This is a genomic window from Glutamicibacter sp. MNS18 (genome assembly GCF_026107515.2).
In the GTDB taxonomy this organism is placed as follows: Bacteria; Actinomycetota; Actinomycetes; order Actinomycetales; family Micrococcaceae; genus Glutamicibacter.
On record NZ_JAPCHW010000021.1, the window covers coordinates 1 to 25812 of the forward strand.

Genomic DNA, 25812 nt, shown 5'->3' on the forward strand with positions numbered 1-25812 from the left:
GGTTAGAGCATTTGCGGGGTATCGCGTTGGGGTTCAAGAATCTGACGCACTATATCGCACGGTCGTTGCTGGAGACTGGCGGGTTTAGACCGCGATTACACTCTCAATCCTGAAGAGCCGCTTAAAGACAAACGCGTGTGGGTCTTTCACCATCAAATGCTGGCGATAGGCCCACACGCTTTCGAGCTAGATTTCGCTTCGTTTAGGCCTGCGCGCTGGTGCGCCCGGCGCGGAAGCGCTGCGGCCAGACGCCCTGCTTGCCTGGGGAGAGGATGCCGGCTGGGTCCAAAGCGTCCTTGATCTTCTCCTGCAGGCGACGTGCCGCGTTGTCATTGAAGTCGAAGCCATCGGCAATGCGGTCCATGTAGTCCACATGGCTGCGGTACGGTGCGTAGCCGCGGGCCCGGGCGGCATCGAGCAGCTCGGAGTACAGGGCGCGTGCGCGCTGGAGCATCTCCTCATTGCCGCGCTCGAAGAAGATCATCGTCACGTGGACCATATGGCGCGGGTACAGGTGGTAACCGATGTACAGATCGAATCCGTGCTTCTCGTAGAGCTTCTTGGCTTCCTGGTAGAACTCGGCCACCAGTTCACCACGGGCCGGGATGATCGGGGCCGCGTCGATGTGCCCGCCGTTTTCGGCAGCCCACCCCACGGTGGACAACGGCTTCAAGGTCGGAACTCCAGCCATCTGGGTGCGGTCGAGGGCGGCGATGTCATCATGCTGCAAGGCCAGGCCCTCTTCGCCCGAGTAGAAACGGGCGTCGACGCGGGCGCCGGGGATGGCGCTGATCCGGTCCTTGACGATCTGCAACCGGCGTTCGCACAGCTCGCGGTCGCCGTAGAAGGCGAACTTGCAGTTCCACTGGCCAACGCCGAATTCCTGGCGCATTTCTTCCAGCCGCCAGTCGGGGATCGACCCTTCGCCATCCCAGAAATCGGCACGGGACCCGCGCATGGTCGCCGCGCGAACAACGTTGCCGCACAGCGCATTGTTCTGGATGATCTCCTCGCGGCGCAGGGTGGTGAGGATATCGATCAGCTGCGGCAGGTGCGCTTCATCGTCGACGAAGATGTCGCCGTTGACGTAGGTGTGCGGCGCCGGCATCAGCCACAGGCCGACCTGGGTGACAACACCGTAGTTGGACTGGGTGAACAGCCCGTCCAGCGTCGGACCGAAGCCGCCCTGGAAGATCGGGCCCAGCTCGGTGCCGTCCATCGCGCCCATGCCGGTGCGGACCAGGTCGCCGTCGGGCAGGACAACTTCCATGCCGCACAGGGACTTCACGTGGTCGCCCAGCGGGGTCATGCCGTAGCCGCGGTCGAGCATGTTGCCCATCACCGAACCCCAGCCCAGGGCCGGCACCGACATCCACACCTTCAGGCCGCGTTCCTTGATGTATTCGAAGAGCTCGAAGAAGGTGACGCCGGGTTCCACCACGGCGTAGCACAGGCGGTCATCGACGGTGATGATGCGCTTCATGCGGCTCAGGTCCAGCGCCACCATGCCGGTATCGCGCGGTTCCGGGCCGCCGTAGCCCAGGTTCTTGCCGCAGGAGAAGGTCCACAGCGGAACCTCGTGCTCGGTGGCCAATTTGACGATGGCCTGTACTTCTTCGGTGTTGGCCGGACGAACGCCGGGCCAGGGGGTGCGGCCCGGGTTCAGCGGGTAGGGATCCAGATACCCCTCGGAATCACCCAGGGAAACAACGTTCTCCGCGCCCACGATTTCCTTGGCTGCCCGGAGAAACTCTTCACGACGATCCATGATTCACCCTTCCACTGGCCGTTGGCAGGTGCCGCGGCCTCATTGTCTTAATCTAGAAATCTTGCGTTGCTCATGGCCATCATCAATAAGCTTGATGCCATGAGTCTTGTGTCCCACCCTCAGCTGACCTTGCGCCAGCTCTGGCATTTCGTTGTCGCCGCCGAAGCGGGAACCATGGCCGAAGCCGCCCGGCGGCTGCACCTGGCGCCCTCGGCCATCTCCATGTCCATCGCGGAGCTGGAACGAATCGTCGGTGCCGAGCTGGCGGTCAAGCGCAGGGCCAAGGGGCTGACGCTGACCGCGAGCGGCAAGATGGTGCTGCTCCAGGCCCGCGAACTGCTCGACCGGGCCCATGATCTGCAGACCATGGGCCAGGGTACCCGCGAGGAGCTGGCCGGCCCGCTGACCGTTGGCTGCTTCATGCCTCTGGGGCCGGTCATCATTCCTCCGATGCTCAGCGCCTTCGCCCAGCAGTGCCCCAAGGTGGAAGTCGATTTCCTGGAGGGATTCCACCAGGAAATGCAGGACGCGCTGCTCGATGGTTCCATCGACGTCGCCTTCCTCTACGGATCGGAGATCTCCACGGCCCTGCGTTCGGCCACCGTGGCGATGGCCGAAGCGCAGATACTGCTGCCTTCGGGTCATCCGCTGGCGGGCAACCCCTCGGTGTCGCTTCGTGAAATCTCCGAGGAACCGCTGGTCCTCTTCGAATCCGAGCCGATCACCCAGCGCATCCTCGGCCTGTACCAGGGCAGCGGGCTGGAGCCGATGATCCGGCACCGCTCGCGTTCCTATGCAACCGTCCGCTCGCTGGTCAGCACCGGCCGCGGTGTGGCGGTGCTGTTCCAGCAGCCGGCCCTGGAAGCGCCCTATGAAGAACTGAATGTGGTGCTCAAGCCGCTGAAGCTCGACGACGGAAATATTGCGGTCGTTCCAGTTTCGGTGGCTTGGCCCCGCACTTCGCGGCTGAACTCCCGTGCCCAAGCCTGGGTGGAAGTGGCCGCGGAGCTCTTCGAGAATGCAGGCCGGCGCGGCTAGCGGCTAGACGCGCGAGCGGATCGAGGACGGGTAGGACAAACCGAAGTTGTCCCGCAGGGTGGTGCCCTCGTACTCGGTGCGGAAGTAGCCGCGGTTCTGCAGTTCCGGGACCAGCTTGTCGCAGATCAGCTTGAAGCCACCCGGGTTGAACGGGGCGTTCAGGTTGAAGCCGTCGCAGGCCTTGGAATCGAACCAGTCGATCATGCGGTCGGCCACTGCCGAGGCGGTGCCGGCCATCCACTGGTGGCCGGTGGAGCGGGCCAGGTCGACGATCAGCTCGCGCAGGGTCATGCCCTGGTCCACCGACTTGCGGCGGTAGATCTGGTAGCGCGAACCCAGAGCCGGGTCATCGGAGAACCATTCGGCAGGAATCTTCTCGTTGAAGTCCAGCGAGGACAGGTCCATCTTCAGATCGGCGCCAACCTGCACGCGGCCGTTCTCCAAGTGGATGTGGTTGGCCAGCTCTTCGGCCAGCTCATCTGCTTCAGCCTGGGTGTCGCCGAGGATCGGCAGGATGCCCGGGATGATCTTCACATCATTGGGGTTGCGGCCCTTGGCCGCGGCCATGGCCTTGAACTTCGCGTAGAACTCGACCGAAGGCTCCTTCAGCGGCTGCGCGGTGTAGATGCCGTCGGCCACCGAGGAACCCAGCTCCATGCCCGGGCCCGAGGATCCTGCCTGGACCAGCACCGGACGGCCCTGCGGGCTGCGCGGCATGTTGATCGGGCCCTGAACCTTGAAGAATTCGCCTTCGTGGTTGATCGGATGGATCTTATCGGTATCGACGTACCAGGCCGATTCCTTGTCGTTGGTGACGGCGTCATCTTCCCATGAATCCCACAGCTTGTTGGCTACCTCGACGAACTCGGTGGCACGGCGGTAGCGGGTGACCGGATCCGGAGCGCTGTCCATGCCGAAGTTCTGGAAGCCATCGGAGCTTGTCACGATGTTCCAGCCTGCGCGCCCACCTGACATGTGGTCCAGGCCGGCCATCTGGCGAGCCAGGTTGTATGGCTCCGAGAACGAGGTGGAGACGGTGCCGATCAGGCCGATGTTCTTGGTGCGTGCGGCCAGTGCGGACAGCACCGAGATTGGCTCATAGAAGCCGTTCATCTTGATGTCGCCGCGCATCACGGTGTTGGCATGGACGATGTCGCCAAAGAAGATGGCATCCAGCTTGGCATCTTCAGCCATCTTGGTCAGGTCGTAGACGAATTCCAGGTTGGCCAGCTCTTCGGAGCGCGAGCCATCCATGCGCCACGAGTCCTTGTGGTAGCCGGCTGGGAGCATGAAGGTCGTGAGCACCATGTGCTGGGGGTTTTTGGGAGTCATTGAAACTCATCCTTTCCTGCGAATGCGAGGGGAAGCGCTGAAACCATGTTTTCAAGAGTCCCTAAAGTAGTAAATAGAGAACTTTTATTCCATAGTGTTCAGAAAAATTGATGTTTGATGTCAAAAGCTGGTCCGCGTACCGAAGGGCACGCGGACCGAGGCTGGGGTTTAGGCGTTCAGCTTTGCTTCGGCCGGTGCCGACGCTGCATTCTTCGGCGGCAAGGCGGCGCCTTCAGGGCTGATGCGGATGGCGATCAGTCCGATGAACAGGATTGCCACCCAGAAGATGCCAACTGCGGTAATGCCGAAGCTGACGGCCAGCGCGGTGCAAATCATCGGGGTGAAGCCGGCGCCAAGGGTCGAGGAGCCCTGGTAGGCCAGCGACGCGCCGGTGTAGCGGACATTGGCCGGGAACAGCTCGGAGATGTAGGCGCCAATCGGGCCAGCGAGAATGCCCTGGATGACACCGTTGCCGACGATCACTGCCACGGCGAAGCCCCAGCCGGTGCCGTTGCTCATCAGGAAGACTGCTGGGAAGGCCCACAGGATGCCGGCGATGCCGCCGATGGTCAGGATGGTCTTGCGGCCGTACTTGTCAGAGAGCTTGGCGGCCAAGAGGCAGACCACGATGGTGACCATGGCAGCGTAGCCCTTGGTGTTCAGCACGAAGGAGCGGTCCACTCCCTGGGCGGCGGCTTCGGAAACGCCCCATGATGTCAAGACGCCCTGGCAGGTGTAGAAGCCCAGCGAAGCGATCAGGGTAATGATGACCGTGCGTGAGTGGTTCTTCAGCACCAGTGAAATCGGGGTCTTGCGTTCCTGCTGGCGCTCGGTCGCTTTCGCATCCATTTCCTGGAAAATCGGGGTTTCTGCCACCTTCAGGCGGATGACCATGCCGATGATGATCAGCACTGCCGAGAAGATGAACGGAAGGCGCCAGCCCCATTCCAGGAAGGCATCGCCGGTGGAGAAGGAGACGAAGGAGACCAGGAAGGTGGCCAGCAGGCCGCCGGCCGGGGCGCCGGCATTCGCGAAGGATGCCGCGAAACCGCGCTTGGAAGCTGGCGCATGTTCCAGTGCCATCAGTGTGGCGCCTCCCCATTCGCCGCCGACCGCGACGCCCTGGACCACGCGCAGCAGGACCAGGATGATCGGGGCGGCCACGCCAATGGTTGCGGTCGTTGGCAGCAGGCCAATGGCAACGGTGGCTACGCCCATCATCATCATGGAAAGCACCAGCATCTTCTTGCGTCCCAAGCGGTCGCCGAAGTGGCCGAAGACAATGCCGCCCAGCGGGCGGGCGATGTATCCGACAGCCAAGGTGCCGAAGGAGGCGAAGAGCGCCAAGCCGGGGGTCAGGTTGCCGAAGAAGACCTTGTCGAAAATCAGCGACGCCGCAGTGGCGTACAAGATGAAGTCGTAGTACTCGATGACGCTGCCCAAGAAGCTGGAACCGAGAATGCGGCGCAAATCCTTGGTGTTGAGGGAGTCGCTGGGCTCCGTTGCCTTTGCTGGGCGGTTCTGCTGTGACGAGGACACTGGAGAACCCTTCCTTTTCGCTGATGTGACTTAAAGCATAGTGGTTTATTTCACTCGCGCTGTCCAATTTTACGCATTTTAAGACGAATAATATTTTCTTGAGTGGGTCAAAACCGCGGGATTCAGGGGTTTTAGAAAAATTCTTTAACCGATGGCTTGATCTGGGTCACATGAGTTATATAAACTGATGCACAGAATATATTTTTGAACCCGCCTGGCGGGACGCCCGATAAGGAGCAGCAAAGATGAGTGCACGCACTGGAGAGCAGTACCTGGCAGGGCTCAAGGATTCCCGCGAGGTCTGGCTGGGAGATCAGCGCATTGACGTTACCGAGCACCCGGCCTTTGCCGGCTCGATCAACGGCATGGCAGCCTACTTCGACTACCAGCACAAGTATGCCGATGACTGCCTGATGGTCGATGAAGAGACCGGCGAGCAGCATAACGTCTCGCTGCTTCGTCCGAAGAACGCAGAAGACATCGCCCGCCGCCACCGCGCCTTCGACCGCCTGGCCCGCTACTCCAACGGCATGCTCGGCCGCACCCCGGACTACGTCAACGTCGTGCTGGCCGGCCACGCCTCGCGTCCGGACATCTTCGCCAAGTCCGGGGACCCGGTCTACTACGAGCGCCTGCAGAACTACTGGCGCCTGGTCCAGGAACAGGACCTGGCCCTGACCCACACCATCGTGCACGCTGCCATCGACAAGTCGGTCGGCGAACTGCAGGGCATCAATGAAGAACTGACCCTGCGCGTGGTGGACCGCACCGAAGAAGGCCTGATCGTGCGCGGCGCGAAGATGCTCGCCACCCTGGGCCCCATCGCCGACGAGCTCTACGTCTACCCGGCCGTGCCGATCCAGAAGGGCTTCGAGGAATACGCGCTGTCCTTCGCCATCCCGGTCGCCACCAAGGGCGTGGTTTCGGTATGCCGCGACCACTACGGCGTGGACCAGCCAGTGGTGGACAAGCCATTCTCCTCGCGCTTCGACGAGCAGGATGCGGTCATCATCTTCGACGACGTGCTGGTTCCGTGGGACCGCGTCTTCATCGACGGCCAGCTGGATGTCTACAACTCCCTGAATGCCGGCACCGCCACCGGAAACACCCAGCAGCAGACCGCCATCCGCGCATCGGTGAAGCTCGAATTCGCTTATGACCTGTGCGTGCAGATGGCCAAGGTCACCGCCACCGATACCAAGCCGGACACCGCTGCGATGCTCGGAGAAATCTACTCCTACCTGCGCATCGCCCGCGCCGTGATCCACTCGGCCGAGGTCAACGCCTCGGAATGGGGCGGCGGAGCGTTCTTCTGCCACGATGACATCTCCGCGCTGCGCACCATGATGCCAATCTGGATGGCACGCGTGAACGACATCATCAAGTCGATGGGCTCGCACAACCTGCTGGCCACCCCGACCGCGTCCGCCTTCGAGGATCCTCGCCTGGGCCCACTGCTGAAGAAGTACCTGCCAGGGGCCAACGGCATTGCGCCGGAGGAACGCGCCAAGATCTTCCGCACCGCGTGGGACTTCGCCGGATCCGCGCTGGGCAGCCGCATCGAGCTCTACGAGCGCTTCTACCTGGGCTCGGTGGGCCGTGCCCGCGGCCTGGACCACCGCAAGGCCCAGATGAAGGGCGAAACCGGTGCCTTCGAGGCGATGTTCGCGGAGTTGGGCATCGACCCGGTTCTGGCAGAGCAGTCCGGACTGGACCTCGACGCCGCGGCAACGCGCGCCTGAGGAAATCATGGCTAACCCGACGCCCGATGTGCTCGATGCGCTGCTGGAGCACCTGCTGGAAACCCAGTACGCCCAGCTGCCGGAGGAAACGATCCAGCGTGTGAACCAGCGCCTGCTCGACTCCGTGGGAGTCGGGGTAGCAGGCCACCGTGCCGATGATGCGGCGGGCCTCATCGAGGTAGCCAAAGCCTGGGGCAGCGGTGAAGAAGCCACCGTGCTGGGGACCGGAATCAAGCTTCCGGCCACCTCGGCGGCCTTCGTGAATGCTGCCTTGATCCGGTCCTTCGACTTCGAGCCGGTGGAAGCCGAAGGCCCAGCCGGCAAGCAGGTGGCAGCCCATATTTCCGGCACCACCGTGGCCGTCGTGCTGGCCCTGGCCGAAACGACCGGGGCGAGCGGCGAAGAAACCTTGGCCGCGCTGGCGCTGGGTGATGACCTGGCAGCCCGCTTGGCCATCGCCGGCGGCTTCGATGTGTACTCGGGGCAGGACAATACCGGTACGCTCAATACCCTGGCCGCCGCGTTCATCGCCAGCCGAATGCTCGGGCTGACCAAGGCCCAGGCGCGGCATGCAACAGGCATCGCGGTGAACCAGGCCGCGGGCAACGTGGCCGCCATCTTCGATGGCGCCAACAGCTTCAAGCTGCCCATGGCCTTCGCCGCGCGATCCGGAATCGCCGCCGCGCAGCTGGCCAAGGCCGGCCTGGAATCAGCCGCTGACCCGCTGACCGGCAAGCACGGCTACTTCCAGCTGTTCGGCATCGACGCGCAGCCGGAACTGGCAGTTCAAGGTCTGGGCGAAAGCTTCCACGGCGACTGCACCATCAAGCCGTACGCCAGCTGCCGGGCAGCGCAGCCATCGCTGCAGGCCTGCGCAGAACTGGTGGCCGAAGGCACGGTGGACTACAAGGACATCGAATGCCTCACCGTCCACCTGAGCGAGCGGACCCTGAACGGATTCGTGGGGGCGCGCTTCGCGGCGGGGGACACCCGCACCGTGGCCGCGCTGTTCTCGGTGCATGCCACCGCGGCGATCGCCCTGATCCACGGAACCGTCCGCCCGGAGCACCTGACCGCCAGCGCGCTGGCCGATCCGGAACTGGCGCAGATGCTCGGACGGATCGAGCTGGTGGCCTCGCTGCCCAACAGCCAGCGCCTGACCGCTGAAATCACCGCACGGCTGCGCAACGGCGAAATACGCCACGTGCGCGTGGAACATCCGGACGGAAACATCCTGCGCACGCCCCTGGAGCATGACCAGGTCGTTGAGAAGTTCTCGAAGAATCTCGAGTTCTCGCATCCTGAGCTGGCAGCACGCAAAGACGCGTTGCTGCACCAGCTCGAACACCTCTCCAGCGCCCGCGATGTCAGTGAACTGATCGCAACGCTGGATCCTTCTAAAAACTTCACCCCGAATTACCAGGAGCAACTCTCATGAGCATCACCAACCTTGAATCGGTCACCCCGGTAGACATGAATATCTTCCGCAATGTCGTGGGGCACTTCGCCTCCGGCGTCACGGTGATCACCACCGCTGTGGACGGCCAGCTTTACGGCACCACCGCTTCGGCCGTGTCCTCGCTGTCGATGGAACCGCCCATGATGCTCGCCTGCCTGAACCGCTCCAGCTCAACCCACGACCGGGTGGTGGAAGCCGGCGTCTTCGGCATCAACATCCTGGCCGAGGACCAGGGGGCGCTGGCCTTCCACTTCGGCCGCAAGGGCGAGGACAAGTTCGCCACCGTGCCGCATACCCTCTCCGAGGAAGGCATCCCGCTGATCGACGGCGCCTTGGCCACGATCGTGTGCCATGTGGCAGAAACCCCGACCGGGGGTACCCACACGGTGTTCCTCGGCTTGGTCAGCCACGCTGAAGCGCATGACCGCGAACCGCTGGCCTACTACCGCGGAACCATGGGGCGCCTGGAGCCAACCAAGGAACTGGCCGCCTACCAGGCCACCCGCAACTGGGTGCTGCTGCGCACCAGCCCGCTGGGCGAAGACCTCGACATCGATGCCATCGCCGCGGCTTCCCGTGCCGAAGCCGATCATGTGGCCAACGCCCTGGTGAAGCTGGAAAGCGAGCACCTGGTCTTCCGCACCGAAACCGGAAAGTACCAGCCGAAGCCGATTACCGCAGAGCTGACCGACTCGGCCTATGACTCGCGTGCCACCATCGAATCCGGTGTGATCGCCTCGCAGCTGGGCAAGATCTCCGAGGAGACTATCTCCACCCTGCGCGAGATTACCGCGAAGCTGGCTGACCTGCGCGAGACCTCGGAATCCGACCTGGAAGAGTTCTTGGCTTTGAACGTGGCCTACCACGATGCACTAGTCGGCGTTGCAGGTTCCAGCCAGCTGGTGGATTCCTTCCGCCGTCTGGGAATCGGCACCGTGTGGCGCCAGGCCCTGACCCCTGAACAGTGGTCGCGCCAGCTGGATCACCGCCACGTCGCAGAGCTGACCGAAGCGCTGGCCGCAGGCGATGCGCCAGCAGCCCAGGCAGCACTGGCAGCCCACACCGAGTTCGGCAAGACCCTGGCGCGTGAAGTCGTGGCACGCCATGGCGGCCAGGTCTAGGACCCGGGCAGCACCAACGTCAGCGGCGGCACGCTGGAATCATCCAGCGTGCCGCCGCTGACGTTTAATTCCTTGCGCAGGCGCCCTATGCGGTTTTGGACCCAACAAAGAGCCGCAGTTTCCACTGTCCATCGGTGCAGGCCCACACCGTGCGATTGGCAGTTTCCAGCTGCTTCTCAACGCCGCCCGAAACCAGACGCATCGTCATGGTGCCTTCGACCACCGCCACCTCGCCTTCCTGGGTGATCGAATCGAAGTCGTGGTTGAGCGCCAAATATTCGACGGCCCCGGAACCCAGCAGTTCCAGCAACGAGTCGCGGTTATCGACCCGACCCGTGGAATGGGTGTACTGCAGTTCAGGATCCAGCAGGGTCTCCAAGGTTTCGAGGTCGCCTGCCAGCATGGCCGAGAGCCGTTGGCCTTCGGCTTCGCGCAGCTGCGCTTCCAGTTTCGCCGGATCGAAAGTGCTCATTGGTGTCAGCTCCTTAATAGGGTTCAATTTGCAGGTGATTCGCCACGTGCAGGCAGCGAATCGTGGTTTCGGGTTGAGGCCATGGCGTGAATCCCTCAGACGAGGGGATGAGCAGGGCGCAGGACAGTTACCTCGCATCGCTGATGTCCAGGGCTGCTGATCTTTCTACGCTGTAATCATGCTCAAGAAAAAGTATCTCTCTGCCGGCGCGCTCGCCCTTCCCTTTGCCCTGCTGCTCACTGGATGCAGCGCTTCTGACCTCTTTGCCGACAAGTACGATGAATCCACCACGCGAACTGCCGAAACGTCGGCGCAGGCCGTTGCCGATGGGCTGCTGCCCGATTGGGTTCCAGCCGGCGGCACCGATGTGCAACTGGTCCAGCGCAACACCGGTGCCGAACGCATCTTCACGATGAAATACGACGGCAAGCTGGATAGCGGGCAATGCACGGCGCTGAAAACGGCAGGAGATCCAACCGCTGCGGAACTGGCAAAGGCCTACGCTTCAGATCCGCGCACCAAGAACTTCAAGCCTGATGAGATCTCAGAAACCCGCACCTTGGATGCCGACTGGTGGCCAGCCGATGGCCAGGACAAGACAACTGACCTGTGCGGACGCTTCTGGGTGCATCAGGCAGATGGCGCGCTCTATGCCTTTGCACCGGACACGGTCTCCAACGTCCACGCTATAGAAAAGGAACGGGCGAAGCCGAACGGCTAGCGCGAGCCGCGCAATCCGGTTATTGGCTAGCCTTCGGAGTCACACGAGTTGCGTAGAAAACGCAGGCGGCCAGTCCGAGGAGACTGAAGACTACGGCCGCAATTCCAATCAAGGCCGGAAGGTACTGGGTCCAAGTCATGTTCAGGGAGACTAGCAGTGCTACCAGGAATCCGCCGGTCAGATAACTGATAGCTGAACTCATTATGAACCTTCCACGGGTGAAACTTGTTCCTGCGAGCCTAGCATCACCTGCGGCCTGCACCAAGGATTTGCCGGCATGTTCGACCGACTCGAAGGCTGCTTCGAGGTTCGCATCGTGCTATCCGTTCTCGTGATGGGACACCACCCCTGCATTGATCTCGAAGCTGTCGCCATCGCACGGAACGAACAGGTTTCCACCAAATTGCTCCTTGGCGCCTTGCCATGTTTCGGCAGGCGAACCAGCAGGGACCAAATGGTGCAGCGCAAGGTTTGCGGCGTTTGCCTGCTGTGCGATGGCGCCTGCATCCTGCGGTGTCGTGTGCGCCCGCCGATGATGTCCCATGCTGGCCTCGAGCTCTGCCGGGGTGGCGTTCGGGTAGCTGCGCGCCACAGCTTCGAGATCGATGGCTTCATGGAATAGCAAGTCACAGTGCTCGGCCAGCCGTACCAAGTTCTGGCTCGGTGCGGTGTCGCCCGAAACCACCACGGAACCGTAGGCGCTGTCGATACGGAACGCGAAAGCCGGAGCCACCGGACGGTGCTGTACCAGAATCGCAGTGACCTTCACGAGCTCGTCGGCATACACCTCGAATGGCTGCATCTGCGGGTGATTGGCATCGTTGGGGTGATAGCCGGCCTCGGCAGGAATTTCGATGTCCTCCCCAGTGAAGATCTTGGAGATATCCGGTGCGCCGGAGTCCCTGCGGCGGTCATTGAGGTCGGTGGCGTGTGCCTGTAGCAGCCGCTGGACCATTTCTGCTGTCCCAGGGGTTGGCGACTGCGGGAAGATCACCTCGACGTCCTTGTCGGCGTGCTGCACTTCGGGCAAGGCGCCGCGGTCTGCGGGACCGAACACGCGCACCCGCAGATCGGGCTTGCCCCGAAACGCCAAGCCGCCGAGCACCATCAGGGAGTTCAAATCGATGACGTGGTCGGAGTGCTGGTGGGTAATGAATACGGCGCGCAGGCTGGTGGGTGCCAGCCCGGCTTCAGCAAGGCCCAGCCCGACCCCGTGGCCGCAGTCGATGAGGTAGGTGTGCCCGTCGACCTCCACGGCAGTGGCGATTCCACGCCGGTGGCCGTTGGCGATGCCTCGGCGCAGCAGCGGTCCGCCCGCTGTACCCAGGGCATGGATTGTCATTCCGCTCTTCATCGGCGCGATCGCTTTCTATGGGAGGGATCCGATATGGAAAAACGATGGTGGGCATCGCCAGGCGATGCCCACCATCGTTGCAGGGTCTTATTTGTTGAAGACGCTGCTGACAGCCTTCTGTCCTTCGCGCTGGCGCTCGGTCACGTCGACAAGGTCAGGACGTGGGAACAATGGGACCTCTGCCGGGTTTTCAAATGGCAGGTCCAGGCCTTCGGCATTCACGATCGGGCCGTGGCCGGCCTTGGCCTTGACTTCATTGGCTTCTGGGGAATTCAACCAGGAGACGAACAGCTCAGCCGCCTTGTTGTTCTCAGCTTCCTTGATGACGCCGGCATACCAGTAAGTCGCCCAGTTGCCGCCCTCGACCGGGTAGGAGATCTCCACCGGAGCACCGTCGTTGGTCAGGGTCAGGTAGTTGCCCATGGCACCCATCAAGCAGACATAAGCTCGGCCCTGGACTACTGCGTTGTGGCATTCGGCCGTGCTGGAAGAGAAGATCGGATCCTGCGCGGCCAGCTTCTCGAGGTATGGCTTGCCCAGCTTGTCCGCATTCAAGACCAGGTCGGCCCACTGCATGCCGCCGCCGTCGGTGGTCGGGTCGGTCATGGTGATCTTGCCCTTGTAGGCAGGATCCAGCAGGTCATCCCAGCTGTCCGGGGTCTGGCCCAGATCCTGGCGGGTGTCGTAGATCAGGCCGCGAGGCGAAGCCGAGACCGCGGTCAGGGTGCCGTTCTCCAGCGAGAACTGCGGATCGCTGGTGACCTTCTCTGCATTTGCCGGGCGGTATTCCTCGAAGTAGTCGCGGTCCGCGAGGGAGACGGCGCCTACATCGCCGGTGATGACGATGTCTGCAATGCGCTGCCCGGAGGACTGCTCCTGGGAGATCTTCGTATCCAGTTCCGCGCCGACGATCTGCAACGGCGCAACCTCGATGCCAGGGAAGCGCTCGCCGAACGCTTCGAAGACCGAAGGCCAGGTGGCGGTCAACGGAGTGTAGATGTTCAGCGACTCCTGGCCCGCTTCCAGGGCGGCCGCATACTGTTCTTCAAATTGGGCTTTGGCTTCTTCGCCGCCCAGGGCTTCAACGGTGTCGATGCCCTCGCGTTCGCCCAGGCCGTCAGCGCTGGCGGCGTCGTTGCCGCCACAGGCGCTGAGCAGGAGCAGGGACGACAGTCCCAGGGCTGCAACGATGGTTGCCTTGTTCTTCTTGATCCCCATGGTGGTGCCTTTCATTGTGATGGTCGAAAATAGCGTCTTGGCTGGTGTGGTGCCCGGCTGCGTCGTGTCTCAGGCCATGGCCGGGACGTTGGCATGCAGAGCAGGCAGGCAAGCCAGGGAGTCGGGCGAAATGGCGCCGGAGATGGTATCGCCGACTTTCGGTGCGCCGGTTGGCCAAATGTTGGCGACCTCGGCGGTGCGAATGGAAACGGTGACCTTATGCGGGCCGAGCTGCAGCTCGTAGATGAAGTCATCGCCTAGGTACATCACGTCGGTAATCAGCCCCTCGAAGGCATTCGGCTTGTCGGCCGCGGGTGGGCCGAGAATGACCGAGGAGGAACGGACAGCGACATCGACACGCTGGCCCTCATGCACATCATTGCGCGGTGGGCAGACCAGGCGCATTTCGGTGCCTTCCAGCAGAACCTTGACTCCATATTGGTCGGCGCCGACAACGGTGCCTTCGATGAAGTTGTCGTATCCAACGAAATCGGCCACAAAGTGGGAGACCGGGTGCCAATAGATTTCGCGCGGGCTGCCGACCTGCTCGATCGCGCCCTTGTTAAGCAGCACGATTCGGGTGGACAGCGAGACCGCCTCTTCCTGATCGTGTGTGACGTAGATGGAAGTGGTGCCGACGCGCTTGTGCATTTCACGCAATTCCGAACGCATGTCTTGGCGCAATCGGGCATCCAGATTGGACAGCGGCTCATCGAAGAGCAGCAGCTGAGGGGTCGCCACGAGGGCCCGGGCCAAGGCAACGCGCTGCTGCTGGCCGCCGGAAAGATCGGTGGCCATGCGGCTGGAATATTCTGACAGGCCCACCATGTCCAGTGCTTCGCGGACGCGGCGTGCGCGTTCGTCGATGCCGATTTTGCGCATCTTCAGCGGGTAGGCGACATTGGAGGCCACCGACATGTGCGGCCAGAGGGCGTAGCTCTGGAAAACCATGCCGATGTCACGCTTGTCCGGCGCGATGTGGGTGCGGTGCGCCGGGTCGTCCACGACCTTGCCTCCGATGGAGACGCGGCCGCCGGTGGGGCGTTCCAGGCCCGCGACGCAGCGCAGGGTGGTGGTTTTGCCGCAGCCGGAGGGGCCGAGCAGGGTCAGGAATTCGCCTTCCTTGATTTCCAAGTCCAGTGATTCCACTGCAGCTGGCGCTTTGGGCGAGTACTTTTTTTCTAGCGACTCAATACTGACGTGTGCCATGGAATTTCCTATCACTTGGAAACGGAGGTCGGGACTCGACGCAAGGTGGTTGGATCGTTGTCTGCTTCGAGGGCCTTGGAAAGTGCTGGATCGAAGGTATCGGTGGGTGTTGCGGTATCGACAAGGCGTCCGCGGCGGGTGGTCCTGCGCTCGTTGGCCTTCTTGAACAATGCGCCGATGGCCATGAGAAGACCGCCACCGACCGCGAGCAGGGCCAGCAGCAACAACAGCAACGCTGCGGCAGTGGAGCCGTTGCCCAACTGCGTGTAGTAGTTGTAGACCAGCAGCGATACGGTTTCTGTCTTGGCGCTGGAAAGCAGGATCGGAATATCCAGGCTGCCCGCCGCCATCACGCCGGTGATGAACCAGGAAGCCAGGAAGGTAGGGCCGATCAGCGGCACCACGATGGTCAGCAGCATCCTCGGCGCGGAAGCGCCGCAGATGCGGGCTGATTCCTCCAGCTCGACGCCCAACTGGCCCACCGGGCCTGAAGTGGCGCGCTGCGCGATGGGGGTGACCACGATGACCAGCGCAATCAGCACGATCCAGATCGAGCCATAGAGGCTTTTCAGGCCCGGGATGCTGAGGTATGCCCACGTGATGGCCAAGGCGAGGACGATGCCCGGCACCGCGACCACGGCCCAGACGATGAGTTCTGGCACCTGTGCCCAGCGGCTCTTGCTGCGCAGGGCGACATAGGTAATCAACACCGCCAGGATTGTTGCGAAAAGCCCGCCGACAACACCCATGATCAAGGTATTTTCCAGTGCCTGGACAACTTTCGAGGACTCGAACAGTCCGATGTAGTGCCTGAACGTGAAACCGGAAACTCCTAGAACCGGTTGGAAGGAGCCGATGATCAGCTGGAGCAGCGGAAGTACCAGTGCGACGCCGACGTACCCGGTGAACAGGCTGAAACCGACCCACTTCCAACGGCCGATCTCTTCTTTCTCAATGCGGAAGGCTTTGCCGGTCACGGTGATGAAGTTGCGGTTGCCGATGGCCTTGGAGCGGATGGCCACCAGAATGTAGATTACGGCGATCAGCAGCAGTGCCAACGCGCTGGCCGAGTCGTAGCGGATGGGCGTTGTTGCCAGGAAATCATAAATCTGAGTAGGGAAGACATAGATTGCCGCTGGAACTCCGAGGATCAGGGCGACATCTAGCTGGCCTAAGGAATTAACGAACCCGAGGATGGCCAGACCGGAAAGGGTAGGCAGGAGAATCGGGATGTTGACATCCAGGAAGAGTCGAACGCGGTTGGCGCCAGAGAGCAGTGCGGCTTCTTCGAGGGAACGGTTCAGTGCACGGACCGGACCGAGCAGCAATAGGTACATCACCGAAATTGCCTTCAGTCCGCTGACGATGATCAAACCTGCCCAGGAGTAGGCATCCAAGCGTGGCGAGCCGTCTGCGGAGACACCGAAGAATTGGGTCAGCAAACCAGTGGGCGAGGTCATCATTCCCCAGCTGATCGCGAAGAAAAGCGTCGGTATGGCAAAGATGGTGACCATGACGGGGGTGATTGCCTTGCCGGCGGGAGTCTTGGTTCTCATGGAAATCCAAGCAAAGATGAATCCGCCGATGATGCCAATGGACTGCACTGCAACGGCGTAGATGACCGAGGCCCACAGAGTCTCCCACGTAGCGGGATCCCCGTAGGCATCGACGATGCCGGCGAGGCCGAACGAGCCTTCGGTACCCGGTTGTCCGCTGCGGAAAGTGCCGTAAACGAGCATTGCCAGCGGGTAACCGAAGAAAGCGCAGATAAACAAGAGAAAGAGGGCTAGCAATGCCCCGGACGACCTAATTTTTCTCACAACTTCTACTCCCATGTCTTCTATCCGGGCAAGCGCAACAAATATCCGAGATGCTGTTTGGCCGAAAGCTTATAAACATATTGCGTGTGATCTAATGCACTGTCAAGGAATAAATGTATTTTCTGACTAGGAAAATTTTCTAGTTTGGCCGCGGTGCACCGGTTTCTGCAATCGGTGATGGTGATCACACGGCTGTGACTGCGGGTGGTTTATTGATGATGCTTCGAGTAACTGTGACTGACAGCCCGGAACCTTGGTTGCTTGTGTGCGCTGATGTTTCATATTGGTGCGGTCCCTGGCCGATAGGATGAGCTCATGAGCGAAAAGGAGCAACCGCGGCTGGCCAGCGCATTGGCGCAGAAAGTTGTCGACACGATTGCGCCGACCATCAACCGCAACGTGAACATCATGAATGCTCACGGCGTCATCATCGCTTCGACTGATGCAGCGCGAATCGGCACCCATCACGACGGCAACGCCGAGGCGATCAGCCGCAACGCCATCATCCGGGTCAGCCAAGCCGACGGTTCCGCGGGAACCCTGCCAGGGGTTAATGTGCCGCTGGCACTGAACGGCGAACTGTGCGGAGTTGTCGGCGTGACCGGTACTCCGCACGAAGTGGAACCGCTGGCAGGCCTGATTGCCTTGACCGTGCAATTGCTCTTCGCCCAGGACTACGAGCATTCGCGCAGCGCGAGACTGAAGCGCGCGACATTATTTCTGCGCTGATCGCAAGCCGTGTTGCCCCCGAAGTCATCGACCGCTCACTGGCGGCCCACGGCTTGCGAGGACCGAAACGCATCGAAGCCTGGCTCCCGCGAAGCATCGAGGATCCGTTGCTCGAAGAATCGGCCAAGGAGCACCACCGCACGTCCTGGATCAGCCTGTCCGGCGCATACTGGAGGCTTTGCGTCGCCCGCGAGCCGGCTATCGCTGCGGAACGCATGGATGGGGAACGGTTGCTCGTCTCCATGCCGGTGGAGAAAGCCATGGATCTCATGGCCGAAACCGAAGCGTTGCGCGTGCTGCTGCGCTACCCGTCGCTCGTGCCTCGCCACGCTCAGCGCGGGATGTGGAGCCGGGAAATTGCGGTGGCTATCGCCCGCACCCCAGCGCGCAGCCCGGAACATGCTGATGCTTCGGCGCAACAGCTCAACGAGGAACAGGCCAGAACCCTCTTGGTGGTTTCGACGGCTGCATCGATGAGCCAAGCCGCGACGGATCTGCATATTCACCGCAACACCTTGGTGCAACGGCTTGCGCGGATCAGCCAGGTCAGCGGCGTGGACATCCGGCAGTCCAGCGAATCCCTAAAGCTCCAGCACGCCATTTACGCGAGAGTGGCCTTGGGGCAGCTGCATATTTTCTAGGACGCGGGAACTCGGGTGCTTGTGCCAGGACTGGGAGTATCGGGATATTTGCACACATTGGCACCGCTAGGAAGCAAACAATTATGGTCGTGTGCCCATAGGTAATCGGGCAGCTTTTCCTAATATTGGCAGGATGATCGATCTTTGCGCCCGAAATCCTGGGCGGGACGGAGGCATCTAGCCCGACGGGCAAAGCTTTGAGCGGCTTTACCGAGAGGGCTGATCCTCCGGTCGCGCCCCTGCGGACCGTGTGCAGGGAACAACCATAATTGGCAAAGGAGCCAACCCGCCGTGTATGAACTGCTTGTTCTGCTGATCCTTGTCGTGGCCATCGTAATGGTCACGGCACGCTTGAAAATCAGCCCATTCCTCGCCCTCATTGGCGCCGCCATCCTGGTTGCCTTCGCCTACCGGATTCCGCTGGCCGACGTGGCCTCGACGGTCACCACGGCCTTCGGCAGCACCATGGGCAACATCGGTCTGGTGATTCTGTTCGGAACAATGATTGGTGTGATCCTGGAGAAATCCGGTGTCGCGATCTCCATGGCAGATGCGCTGATCAAGGTCCGGGGCACGCGGTTTCCCAACCTGACGCTGTCGATCATCGGCTACATCGTTTCCATCCCGATCTTCTGCGACTCCGGGTACGTGGTGCTCAACTCGCTGCGCAAAGCCATCACACTGCGCACCGGAGTTTCAGCACTGGCGACATCCATCGCCCTGATGACCGGCCTGTACGCAACCCACACCATGGTTCCGCCCACCCCGGGGCCGCTGGCAGCAGCCGAGAGCATCGGCGTTGCCGACAACCTGGGCTTCATCATCGCTGTCGGCTTGCCTGTTGCCGCCATCTCGGCGCTGGCCGGCTTGGCCTACGCCAGCCGTTTCAACAAGTCCAAGTGGACTCCCGCTGCCCAGTGAAGTCGAAGTCGACCTCTCCGAACTCGACTATGTGCAGCTGCGCGCAAGCTTCGGCAAATTGCCCCACCCGGCGTTAGCCTTCATGCCGATTCTGGTTCCGCTCGTGCTGATCTGCGCCGCTTCCAGTGCGAAGCTGCCTTCGCTCCCGTACGGCGAGGGTGTTGCTCTGGAAATCCTTTCCTTCATCGGTACTCCGGTGATCGCGTTGATCTTCGGCTTGATCTCCTCGAGCTTCCTGCTCAGCGGCGACAGCAAGCTGGCGGTCTTCAACGAGCAGATGCATGAAGCCGTGCGCACCGCTGCCCCGATCTTGCTGAGCACCGGCGCCGGCTCCGGCGCGGTGCTGGCCGCCTCGGAGCTGACCACGATCCTTTCGGATTCGCTCAGCGGCCCGGGCTTGGGCCTGGCGGTGCCGTTCCTGATCGCCGCGGCGCTGAAGTCCGCACAGGGCTCGTCCACTGTGTCCATGGTGACCACCTCCGCGCTGGTCGCACCGATGCTCGGCTCTCTGGGCCTGGGTTCGGAGCTGGGCATGGTGCTCACGGTATTGGCCGTCGGTGCCGGTGCGATGGTTGTCTCGCACGCCAACGACTCCTACTTCTGGGTCGTGTCGCAGCTCAGCCGCATTCCGGTGATTACCGCATACAAGACCTTGAGCGTGGCAACCGCCATCCAGAGTACTGCCGCCTTCCTGACGGTACCGCTCTTGGGCGCTGTGCTGCTGTAGCAACACCCTCACCGAGCAAGCAAAGGATCGCATCATCTGCCGATGGTGCGATCCGTTGCATTAAGCATGCTTTTGCAAGCGATTGAGGATGGGCCGGAGCCTGCTCGCTAGACGCCTCGCGCGGCCTGGTTCGCTTTGGCAGCCGAGACCATCAGCAACACGATAATGGCCAGATAACCTGCGCCGGTTGTGGCGAAGTCGAAACCTAACTGGCCCAGCACGCAGAGAATCGCTGAACCGGCCAACATGGCCCAGCCGGCCCAGGAAGCCGCGGCCACCAGCGGCGCAGCCCGCCGATGCCCTGCCAACCAGGCCTCGTCGCTGGCCAAGGTGTAGCGCACCATGATGCCGATTGCCGCATTGCGCGCGAGCTTTCCATCCCGGGCCATGGGTGCGAGGAACGCTGCCACCAAAGTGATGGCCAGCAACCCGAACATGAAGGAGATGACGCCTGCTGGATCCACGTTCCACCTGCTCTGCCTATTCGCCGTGAACAGCCATCCTATTCGGAAGCTGCGCAGTTCCCGAGTTCAAATTTCGTCATGCAAGCGTCATATGAAGGCCGCGCTGCCATCGATCAGGCAAGCAGGAGGTTCGAAGATGACGTATTTTGTCCTGCCGTTCCCTCGTATGACAGTGCCCTTCAGAGCCTGCTGCCGGCAGTGGTTGACTCAGAGCACAACCCATCCAGAGCGGCTGAGAGACCTGGCTCCGCGACGCCGCAGCAAGCCTGCATCCCGCAGGTAGTGCTAACGCCAGGAACGATGGAGTCGCAGGCCTCCTGCGTCCTTCGGAACCTGCAACGCAAGGGAGAAGAAGATGACCGTACAAAGCACCGCACTGCCCCGCGTCCCCTACGCCGGCACCGCCAGCGAGGCCGAACTGGAGCGCTGGCGCGCCGTCGCCCGCCGGGTTGCGGACACCCTGGCCGCCGATGCGCTGGCCCGCGACCGCGCCAACGCGCAGCCCTTCGCCGAGGTGCAGCTGCTGCGCGGGGCAGGGCTGCTGGAATTGCTGGTCCCGGCCGAGTTCGGCGGCGCCGGCGGGCACTTCGAGACCGCCTTCGAGGTCATCCGCATCCTGGCCGCCGCCGACGGGTCGATCTCCCAGCTGCTGGCCTACCACTACATCAACCAATCCGGCATCGCCTTCTACGCCCCGGCCGAGGCGCAGGCCGACTGGTGGCGGCGCACCGTGGCGGGAAGCTGGCTGTGGGGCGACTCGGTCAACCCGGTGGACCCGACACTGCAACTGACCCCGGAAGGCGAGGGCTTCCGCCTCAACGGAGCCAAGCGTTTTTCCACCGGCTCCGGGGTTGGCGAGGTCATCATCGTCAACGCCGAGGTCACCGGCGGCGAACGGCACGGCGAGGTGCTTGCCTTCGTGCTGCCGCGGGACCGTGAAGGCCTGGAAATCGTGGATGACTGGGACTACCTGGGCCAGCGGCTGAGTGCCTCGAATTCGCTGAAATACCATAACGTGCGCATCAACGCGGAGGACATCCTGGGCCCGGTCACCGATGAGCCGGTGTCCACCCTGCTCACCCCGGGCATCCAGCTGGCCTTTGCCAACTTCTACCTGGGCATCGCCGAAGGCGCGCTGGCCCGCGGCCGGCAGATCCTGTTGGGCCGCAAGAACTCCTGGTTCCTCTCGCAGGCCGAAACCTACTCGCAGGACGTGGTCTTCCAGCGCACCGTGGGTGAGCTGAAGGCCCGCACCGCAGCGGTGGCGGCGCTGACCGAGAAGCTGGGACGCAAGTACGATGCGCTGCTTTCCCTGTCTGGGGAAGTGACCCGAAACCAGCGGGCGGAACTGGCGGTCGAGATCGCCGAGGCGAAGGTGGTGTCCACCGAGGTAGGGGTGGAGGTCGCCAACCGGATCTTCGAGGTCACCGGCTCATCCTCGACCCGGAATGATGTGGGGTTGGACCTGTTCTGGCGCAATGTGCGCACCCACTCGCTACACGACCCGGTGGATTACAAGAAAATCGAGGTCGGCGCGTACTTCCTGCGTGGCGAAGTACAGCCGTTGTCGCTGTACACCTAAATTTGTGCACCGGTTGCCCGGTGCCCACCAACCCGCTGGCGTCGTCATTACCGTTCTTGGACGGCGCCAGCGCCTTTTTCCTCCCACAACCCTTGCATTGGAGTCACGACTATGACCACCCTTGCCGCCTCGCGCACCCGATTGGCCGAATTGCGCCAACGCTTCGCCCCGATCTTCGGAAGAATCGCCGCCGGGGCCGCCGACCGCGACCGCAGCGGGCAGCTTCCGCGGACCGAGATCGCCGAACTGGCCGCGGCCGGTTTCGGGGCCGTGCGTGTCCCCGCATCCCATGGTGGTGCCGGTGCCACGCTGCCCGAGCTCTTTGAACTGTTGGTGGAGCTGGCCGCGGCCGACTCCAATATCGCGCAGGCGCTGCGCGCGCACTTCGCGTTTGTCGAAGACCGTCTGGTGTCCGCCGACGGCGCGGACCGTGACCGGTGGCTTGCCCGTTTCGTGGCCGGCGAGCTGGTCGGAAACTCCTGGACCGAAGTCGGCACCGTGAAGGTCGGGGACGTGATCACCAAGGTCACCCCGGACGGGCAGGGCGGGTTCAGGATCAACGGCACCAAGTACTATTCCACCGGTTCGATCTTTGCCGACTGGCTGGACACCTACGCCGAACGCACCGACACCGGCCAGCGGGTGATCGCCGCGGTCAACCGCCACCAGCCCGGGGTCGCGCTCGCCGACGACTGGGACGGATTCGGCCAACGCACCACCGGAACCGGCACCTCCACCTTCAGCGACGCGGTGGTGGCCGAGGAAAACCTGATCGACTTCGAGACCCGGTTCAAGTACCAGACGGCGTTCTACCAGCAGGTGCTGCTGGCGGTGCTCGCCGGGTCCGCGTTGGGTGCCGAACGCGATTTCGCCGCCGAGCTGAAGAACCGCAAACGGACCTTCAGCCATGCGGCGGCAAATGTGGCGGCCGAGGATCCACAACTGCTGCAGGTCATCGGGGAGGTGTCGGCCGCGGCCTTCGCCTCCGCGGCCACCGTGGAGCGCGTGGCACAGACGTTGCAGGCGGCGTACGATTCGGCCCTCGCGTTGAATGCCGGGGCGATCACCGCGGACGAGGACGAGGCGGTCAACGACCAGGCCGAGCTGGCCTCCGCCCAGGCCCAGGTCGTCCTGACCCCGCTGGTGCTCAACGCACTGACCCACGCCTTCGATGCGCTGGCGGCCTCGGCCACCAGTGTCTCGAAGAACCTGGACCGGCATTGGCGCAATGCCCGTACCGCCGGCAACCACAACCCGTGGGTGTTCAAGGCCCGGCTGATCGGGGACCTGGCGGTCAACGGCACCGAGCTGCCGCGCATCTGGGCGATCGGCGCCTCGAAGTAGGTTCCACCGCGCCCAGTGGACCGGCTAGAGGCTCAGCCGCTTGCGGATGAACGCCGAGGCCTGGTCGACCACGATGATCAGCACCAGCACGATGATGATGTGGCTGAGCATGGCATCGAACTGGAAGGACTTGATGGCCTGGTTGATCAGTAAGCCGATGCCGCCGGCACCGACCAGCCCCAAGACTAGCGAAGAGCGCACATTCACATCGAAACGGTAGAGCAGCAGGCCGACGAATTGCGGGGTGACCAGCGGCAGGGAGCTGTGGGCGATCTGTTGCAGGCGCGAGGCGCCCGTGGTGGACAGGGCCTGCTGCGGGCCCTGGTCGGTTTCCTCCAGGGATTCGGCCCATAATTTGCCCATCACCCCGGTGTTGTGGCAGATCAGTGCCAGCACCCCGGCGAACGGCCCCAGCCCCACCGCGGTGACGAAGATCAGCGCGAAGACGATATCCGGTACCGCCCGGAAGAAGGACAGGATGGATCGGGAGACCTGGTAGGCCAACCGGTGCGGGGTGGTGGTGCGCGCAGCCAGCACGGCCAGGAGCAGTGCCGTGGGCACCGAGAGGGTGGTGCCCAGCAGGCCGATCCACAGCGTCACCAGGGTGGCCTCCAGCCCGGGGGCGATAACCCCTTCCCAATCCAGGGAAGGCGGGAAGGAATCGGCGATGAACCGGGCCATGCCCTGCCAGCCCTCCACCAGCAGCACCGGCTCGAACCCGGTGCCCTCCAGCGCCAGCAGATGCAGGATCACGATGACCACGGCCGCCGTACCCCACAGGGCGCGTTTGCGGTGGCGTTGCGGATCCTTCGGCAGCGGCGGTCTGCTTCCGGCAGCTGCCGAAGGTGTGGCGATCGGTGGTGTTGCGGTGTCCGGTTGGTGTGTTTGCAGGCTCATGCCGCGCTGGTCCTTTCGGGGGAGTAGAGCTGGTCCTGGATATCGGCACCGAGCCCGGCGGCGGGGCCGTCGAAGACGATCCGCCCATGGAGCAGGCCGATCGCCCGGTCCGCGTGGCGTTGCGCCAGCGCGGGCTGGTGCAGGACTGCGGCCACCGCCAGCTGGTGGGTGTGGGCCAACTCGGCCAGCAGTGCCATGATGTGCTCGGCGGCGTTGGGATCCAGCGCCGAGACCGGTTCGTCCGCCAGCAGGACGCCGGCCCGTTGGCACAGGGCCCGCGCCACGGCGACCCGTTGCTGTTGGCCGCCGGAGAGCCGTCCGACCTTCTCCAGGGCACGGTCCGCCAGTCCCACCCGGTCCAGGCAGTCCAGGGCCTCCTCGCGCAGGGCGCGGGAGAAGAACAGCGGGGAGAGCGAGGCGGGCCCGCTGGTCCTGGCCAAGGCCCCGGCGCATACGTTATCCAGTGCGGTACGCCGCGGAACCAGGTGGATCTTCTGGAAGACCATGGCCGCCTGGCTGCGTGCCGCGGCCAGGGTCTTGCCGGACAGACCCGACAGCTCGGTCCCCTGGAGCCTGATCGTGCCGGCATCGGGTTCGGCCAGACCGGCCACGCATTTGAGGGTGGTGGATTTGCCCGACCCGTTGGCTCCCAGGAACGCCACCAGCTCCCCGCACTCCACCTGGAAGTCCACGCCCTTGAGTACCGGGCGGCCGTGATAGGACTTGGTGAGCCCGCTGACGCCCAGGGCGGGTGGGGAATACCGGTCCCGTGCCATCAGGCGTCCTCCTCGCTCAGGCCCATGTCCCGGGCCAGGTCGAAGAGCGGCTGGTAGGTGTCCTTGTCGACTTCCAGCAGCGGGCCGGGAGGTGAGACGTCAAGGAATCTGGCGACTTCGGCAATGTCCTCGGATGGCAGATCGACAAGTGCCGCGCGCACCGCCTCCTTCAATGCGGGGTCCGCATCCGGCCGGATGGTGATCGGGTCGTTGGGTATCGGGTCGGACTTCCAGATCTGCCGGTAGTCCGCGGGATCGATGGTGCCCGCCTCGGCCGCGGTGGCCATGGCCTGGGAGTTGATCTGGGCGGCGTCCACGGTTCCGTTGACCAGGGCCAGCAGGGCCTCGGGATGGCCGCCGGCATAGTTGATGTCCAGTTCCGCTTCGGCGATGCCGTTGGTTTTCAGCGCATACCGGGGCAGCACGTCACCGGAGGTCGAACCGACCCCGCCCAGGGCCAGGTCCTTTCCGCGCAGGTCCGCCATGCCGGTGACAGCCGAGTCCGCAGGCACCCAGATCCCGGCGGTGTAGGTGCTCAGCGTGCCGTCGGCGGTGCCGAAGGACACCAGGGGTTCGGCGCCGGCCTGCTGGTGGGCGAAGACGTAGCCCAGCGGTCCGAACTGGCCCAGGTCGAGTTTGCCGTTACGCATGGACAGGACCTCGGCGGAGTAGTCCTCGACCACCTGGACCTCGACCTGGCAGCCCAGTTCGCGTTCCAGTGCCGTGGCCAGTACCCCGTAGGCCGGTTCCAGCTTGGCCGGATCCTCATAGGGTTCGATGCCGAAGGTGATCGGGTCCTCGGCACAGTACGCCGGGGCCCCTTCGATGCCTGCGCTGGCGTTGGCGGAACCGCAGGCGGTCACTGCCAGCAGCGCCGCCAGGCTGGCCAGCGCGGTCAGGGTGTGTGGATTCTTCATGGGGTGTGGTCCTTAGGTCGG

The 25812-nt window shown here is 63.1% G+C and carries 23 protein-coding genes and 1 riboswitch; of the genes, 11 read left to right on the forward strand and 12 right to left on the reverse strand.

Translation table 11 applies throughout. The features are described 5' to 3' along the window. Positions 1-202: 202 nt before the first annotated feature. Entirely contained in the window at positions 203-1768 is a 1566-nt protein-coding gene (locus tag OK351_RS17225) for an FAD-binding oxidoreductase (RefSeq protein ID WP_265161518.1), read from the reverse strand. Positions 1769-1840: 72 nt separating this feature from the next. Between OK351_RS17225 and OK351_RS17230 the strand changes: the two genes are divergently transcribed. Then, positions 1841-2806: a LysR family transcriptional regulator gene (locus OK351_RS17230; protein ID WP_265161520.1), complete on the forward strand. Its 966-nt coding sequence runs from the start codon at positions 1841-1843 to the stop codon at positions 2804-2806. Between the two features lie 3 nt (positions 2807-2809). Here OK351_RS17230 and OK351_RS17235 read toward each other — a convergent pair whose 3' ends face one another. Together OK351_RS17235 and OK351_RS17240 are read right to left on the reverse strand one after the other, a co-directional pair. After that, complete coding sequence (locus tag OK351_RS17235) at positions 2810-4138, reverse strand: NtaA/DmoA family FMN-dependent monooxygenase (RefSeq protein WP_265161522.1); 1329 nt, start codon at positions 4136-4138, stop codon at positions 2810-2812. A 168-nt stretch (positions 4139-4306) separates the two neighbouring features. After that, a complete protein-coding gene (locus tag OK351_RS17240) occupies positions 4307-5677 on the reverse strand; it encodes an MFS transporter (protein ID WP_265161524.1) in 1371 nt (456 codons plus the stop codon). A 245-nt stretch (positions 5678-5922) separates the two neighbouring features. On the opposite strand from OK351_RS17240, the gene OK351_RS17245 reads away from it, so the two are divergent. From OK351_RS17245 to OK351_RS17255, 3 genes are read left to right on the forward strand one after another with little or no spacing between them, the layout of a single operon-like run. Beyond that, positions 5923-7419 (forward strand): 4-hydroxyphenylacetate 3-hydroxylase N-terminal domain-containing protein, encoded by a 1497-nt coding sequence (locus tag OK351_RS17245; protein WP_265161526.1) that lies wholly within the window; start codon positions 5923-5925, stop codon positions 7417-7419. 7 nt (positions 7420-7426) lie between these two features. Beyond that, positions 7427-8857, forward strand: coding sequence for an MmgE/PrpD family protein (locus OK351_RS17250; protein ID WP_128470989.1), 1431 nt, complete (start codon positions 7427-7429; stop codon positions 8855-8857). After that, entirely contained in the window at positions 8854-9999 is a 1146-nt protein-coding gene (locus OK351_RS17255) for a flavin reductase (RefSeq protein WP_100339286.1), read from the forward strand. Before OK351_RS17250 ends, OK351_RS17255 begins: the two co-directional genes overlap by 4 nt. An 85-nt stretch (positions 10000-10084) precedes the next feature. On the opposite strand, the gene OK351_RS17260 is transcribed toward OK351_RS17255, so the two are convergent. After that, positions 10085-10471, reverse strand: coding sequence for a nuclear transport factor 2 family protein (locus tag OK351_RS17260; RefSeq protein WP_265161534.1), 387 nt, complete (start codon positions 10469-10471; stop codon positions 10085-10087). 178 nt (positions 10472-10649) lie between these two features. Between OK351_RS17260 and OK351_RS17265 the strand changes: the two genes are divergently transcribed. Beyond that, complete coding sequence (locus tag OK351_RS17265; RefSeq protein WP_265161536.1) at positions 10650-11192, forward strand: hypothetical protein; 543 nt, start codon at positions 10650-10652, stop codon at positions 11190-11192. 319 nt (positions 11193-11511) lie between these two features. Here OK351_RS17265 and OK351_RS17270 read toward each other — a convergent pair whose 3' ends face one another. The 4 genes from OK351_RS17270 to OK351_RS17285 form a co-directional block, all read right to left on the reverse strand. Continuing rightward, positions 11512-12546 (reverse strand): MBL fold metallo-hydrolase, encoded by a 1035-nt coding sequence (locus OK351_RS17270; protein ID WP_149597525.1) that lies wholly within the window; start codon positions 12544-12546, stop codon positions 11512-11514. Between the two features lie 87 nt (positions 12547-12633). Beyond that, positions 12634-13779, reverse strand: a complete 1146-nt coding sequence (locus tag OK351_RS17275; protein WP_265161541.1) for an ABC transporter substrate-binding protein — start codon at positions 13777-13779, stop codon at positions 12634-12636. Between the two features lie 54 nt (positions 13780-13833). Beyond that, positions 13834-14973, reverse strand: a complete 1140-nt coding sequence (locus tag OK351_RS17280) for an ABC transporter ATP-binding protein (RefSeq protein WP_066143244.1) — start codon at positions 14971-14973, stop codon at positions 13834-13836. Between the two features lie 11 nt (positions 14974-14984). Further along, positions 14985-16766: an ABC transporter permease gene (locus tag OK351_RS17285; RefSeq protein WP_265161545.1), complete on the reverse strand. Its 1782-nt coding sequence runs from the start codon at positions 16764-16766 to the stop codon at positions 14985-14987. Between the two features lie 342 nt (positions 16767-17108). Here OK351_RS17285 and OK351_RS17290 point away from each other — a divergent pair, with 342 nt between their 5' ends. The 4 genes from OK351_RS17290 to OK351_RS17305 all read left to right on the forward strand — a co-directional run bounded on the left by OK351_RS17290 (position 17109) and on the right by OK351_RS17305 (position 19811). Then, positions 17109-17522 carry a sugar diacid recognition domain-containing protein gene (locus OK351_RS17290; protein WP_265161547.1) on the forward strand — a complete coding sequence of 138 codons (414 nt, stop codon included), beginning with the start codon at positions 17109-17111 and terminating at the stop codon, positions 17520-17522. Between the two features lie 107 nt (positions 17523-17629). Next, on the forward strand, positions 17630-18163 hold the full coding sequence (locus tag OK351_RS17295) for a helix-turn-helix domain-containing protein (protein ID WP_265161549.1): 534 nt from the start codon (positions 17630-17632) through the stop codon (positions 18161-18163). Between the two features lie 291 nt (positions 18164-18454). Then, a complete protein-coding gene (locus OK351_RS17300; RefSeq protein ID WP_265161551.1) occupies positions 18455-19084 on the forward strand; it encodes a GntP family permease in 630 nt (209 codons plus the stop codon). A gap of 82 nt (positions 19085-19166) precedes the next feature. Continuing rightward, positions 19167-19811 carry a GntP family permease gene (locus OK351_RS17305; protein ID WP_265161553.1) on the forward strand — a complete coding sequence of 215 codons (645 nt, stop codon included), beginning with the start codon at positions 19167-19169 and terminating at the stop codon, positions 19809-19811. Between the two features lie 107 nt (positions 19812-19918). Here OK351_RS17305 and OK351_RS17310 read toward each other — a convergent pair whose 3' ends face one another. After that, positions 19919-20275 (reverse strand): SdpI family protein, encoded by a 357-nt coding sequence (locus tag OK351_RS17310; RefSeq protein ID WP_265161555.1) that lies wholly within the window; start codon positions 20273-20275, stop codon positions 19919-19921. A gap of 216 nt (positions 20276-20491) precedes the next feature. Further along, a riboswitch (SAM riboswitch) is annotated at positions 20492-20582 on the forward strand. Positions 20583-20630: 48 nt separating this feature from the next. On the opposite strand from OK351_RS17310, the gene OK351_RS17315 reads away from it, so the two are divergent. Together OK351_RS17315 and OK351_RS17320 are read left to right on the forward strand one after the other, a co-directional pair. Further along, positions 20631-21857: an acyl-CoA dehydrogenase family protein gene (locus OK351_RS17315; protein ID WP_265161557.1), complete on the forward strand. Its 1227-nt coding sequence runs from the start codon at positions 20631-20633 to the stop codon at positions 21855-21857. Positions 21858-21968: 111 nt separating this feature from the next. Further along, on the forward strand, positions 21969-23201 hold the full coding sequence (locus tag OK351_RS17320; protein WP_265161559.1) for an acyl-CoA dehydrogenase family protein: 1233 nt from the start codon (positions 21969-21971) through the stop codon (positions 23199-23201). A 24-nt stretch (positions 23202-23225) separates the two neighbouring features. Here OK351_RS17320 and phnE read toward each other — a convergent pair whose 3' ends face one another. Genes phnE through OK351_RS17335 form a run of 3 tightly spaced genes read right to left on the reverse strand, consistent with a single transcriptional unit; the run spans position 23226 to position 25791 of the window. After that, entirely contained in the window at positions 23226-24098 is an 873-nt protein-coding gene (gene phnE / locus OK351_RS17325) for a phosphonate ABC transporter, permease protein PhnE (protein WP_265161561.1), read from the reverse strand. Further along, the gene (locus OK351_RS17330; protein WP_265161563.1) at positions 24095-24874 is read right to left on the reverse strand and encodes a phosphonate ABC transporter ATP-binding protein; all 780 of its coding nucleotides are present in this window, start codon (positions 24872-24874) and stop codon (positions 24095-24097) included. The genes phnE and OK351_RS17330 overlap by 4 nt, the downstream gene beginning before the upstream one ends. Then, positions 24874-25791 carry a phosphate/phosphite/phosphonate ABC transporter substrate-binding protein gene (locus OK351_RS17335; RefSeq protein WP_265161565.1) on the reverse strand — a complete coding sequence of 306 codons (918 nt, stop codon included), beginning with the start codon at positions 25789-25791 and terminating at the stop codon, positions 24874-24876. Before OK351_RS17335 ends, OK351_RS17330 begins: the two co-directional genes overlap by 1 nt. Positions 25792-25812: the final 21 nt, after the last annotated feature.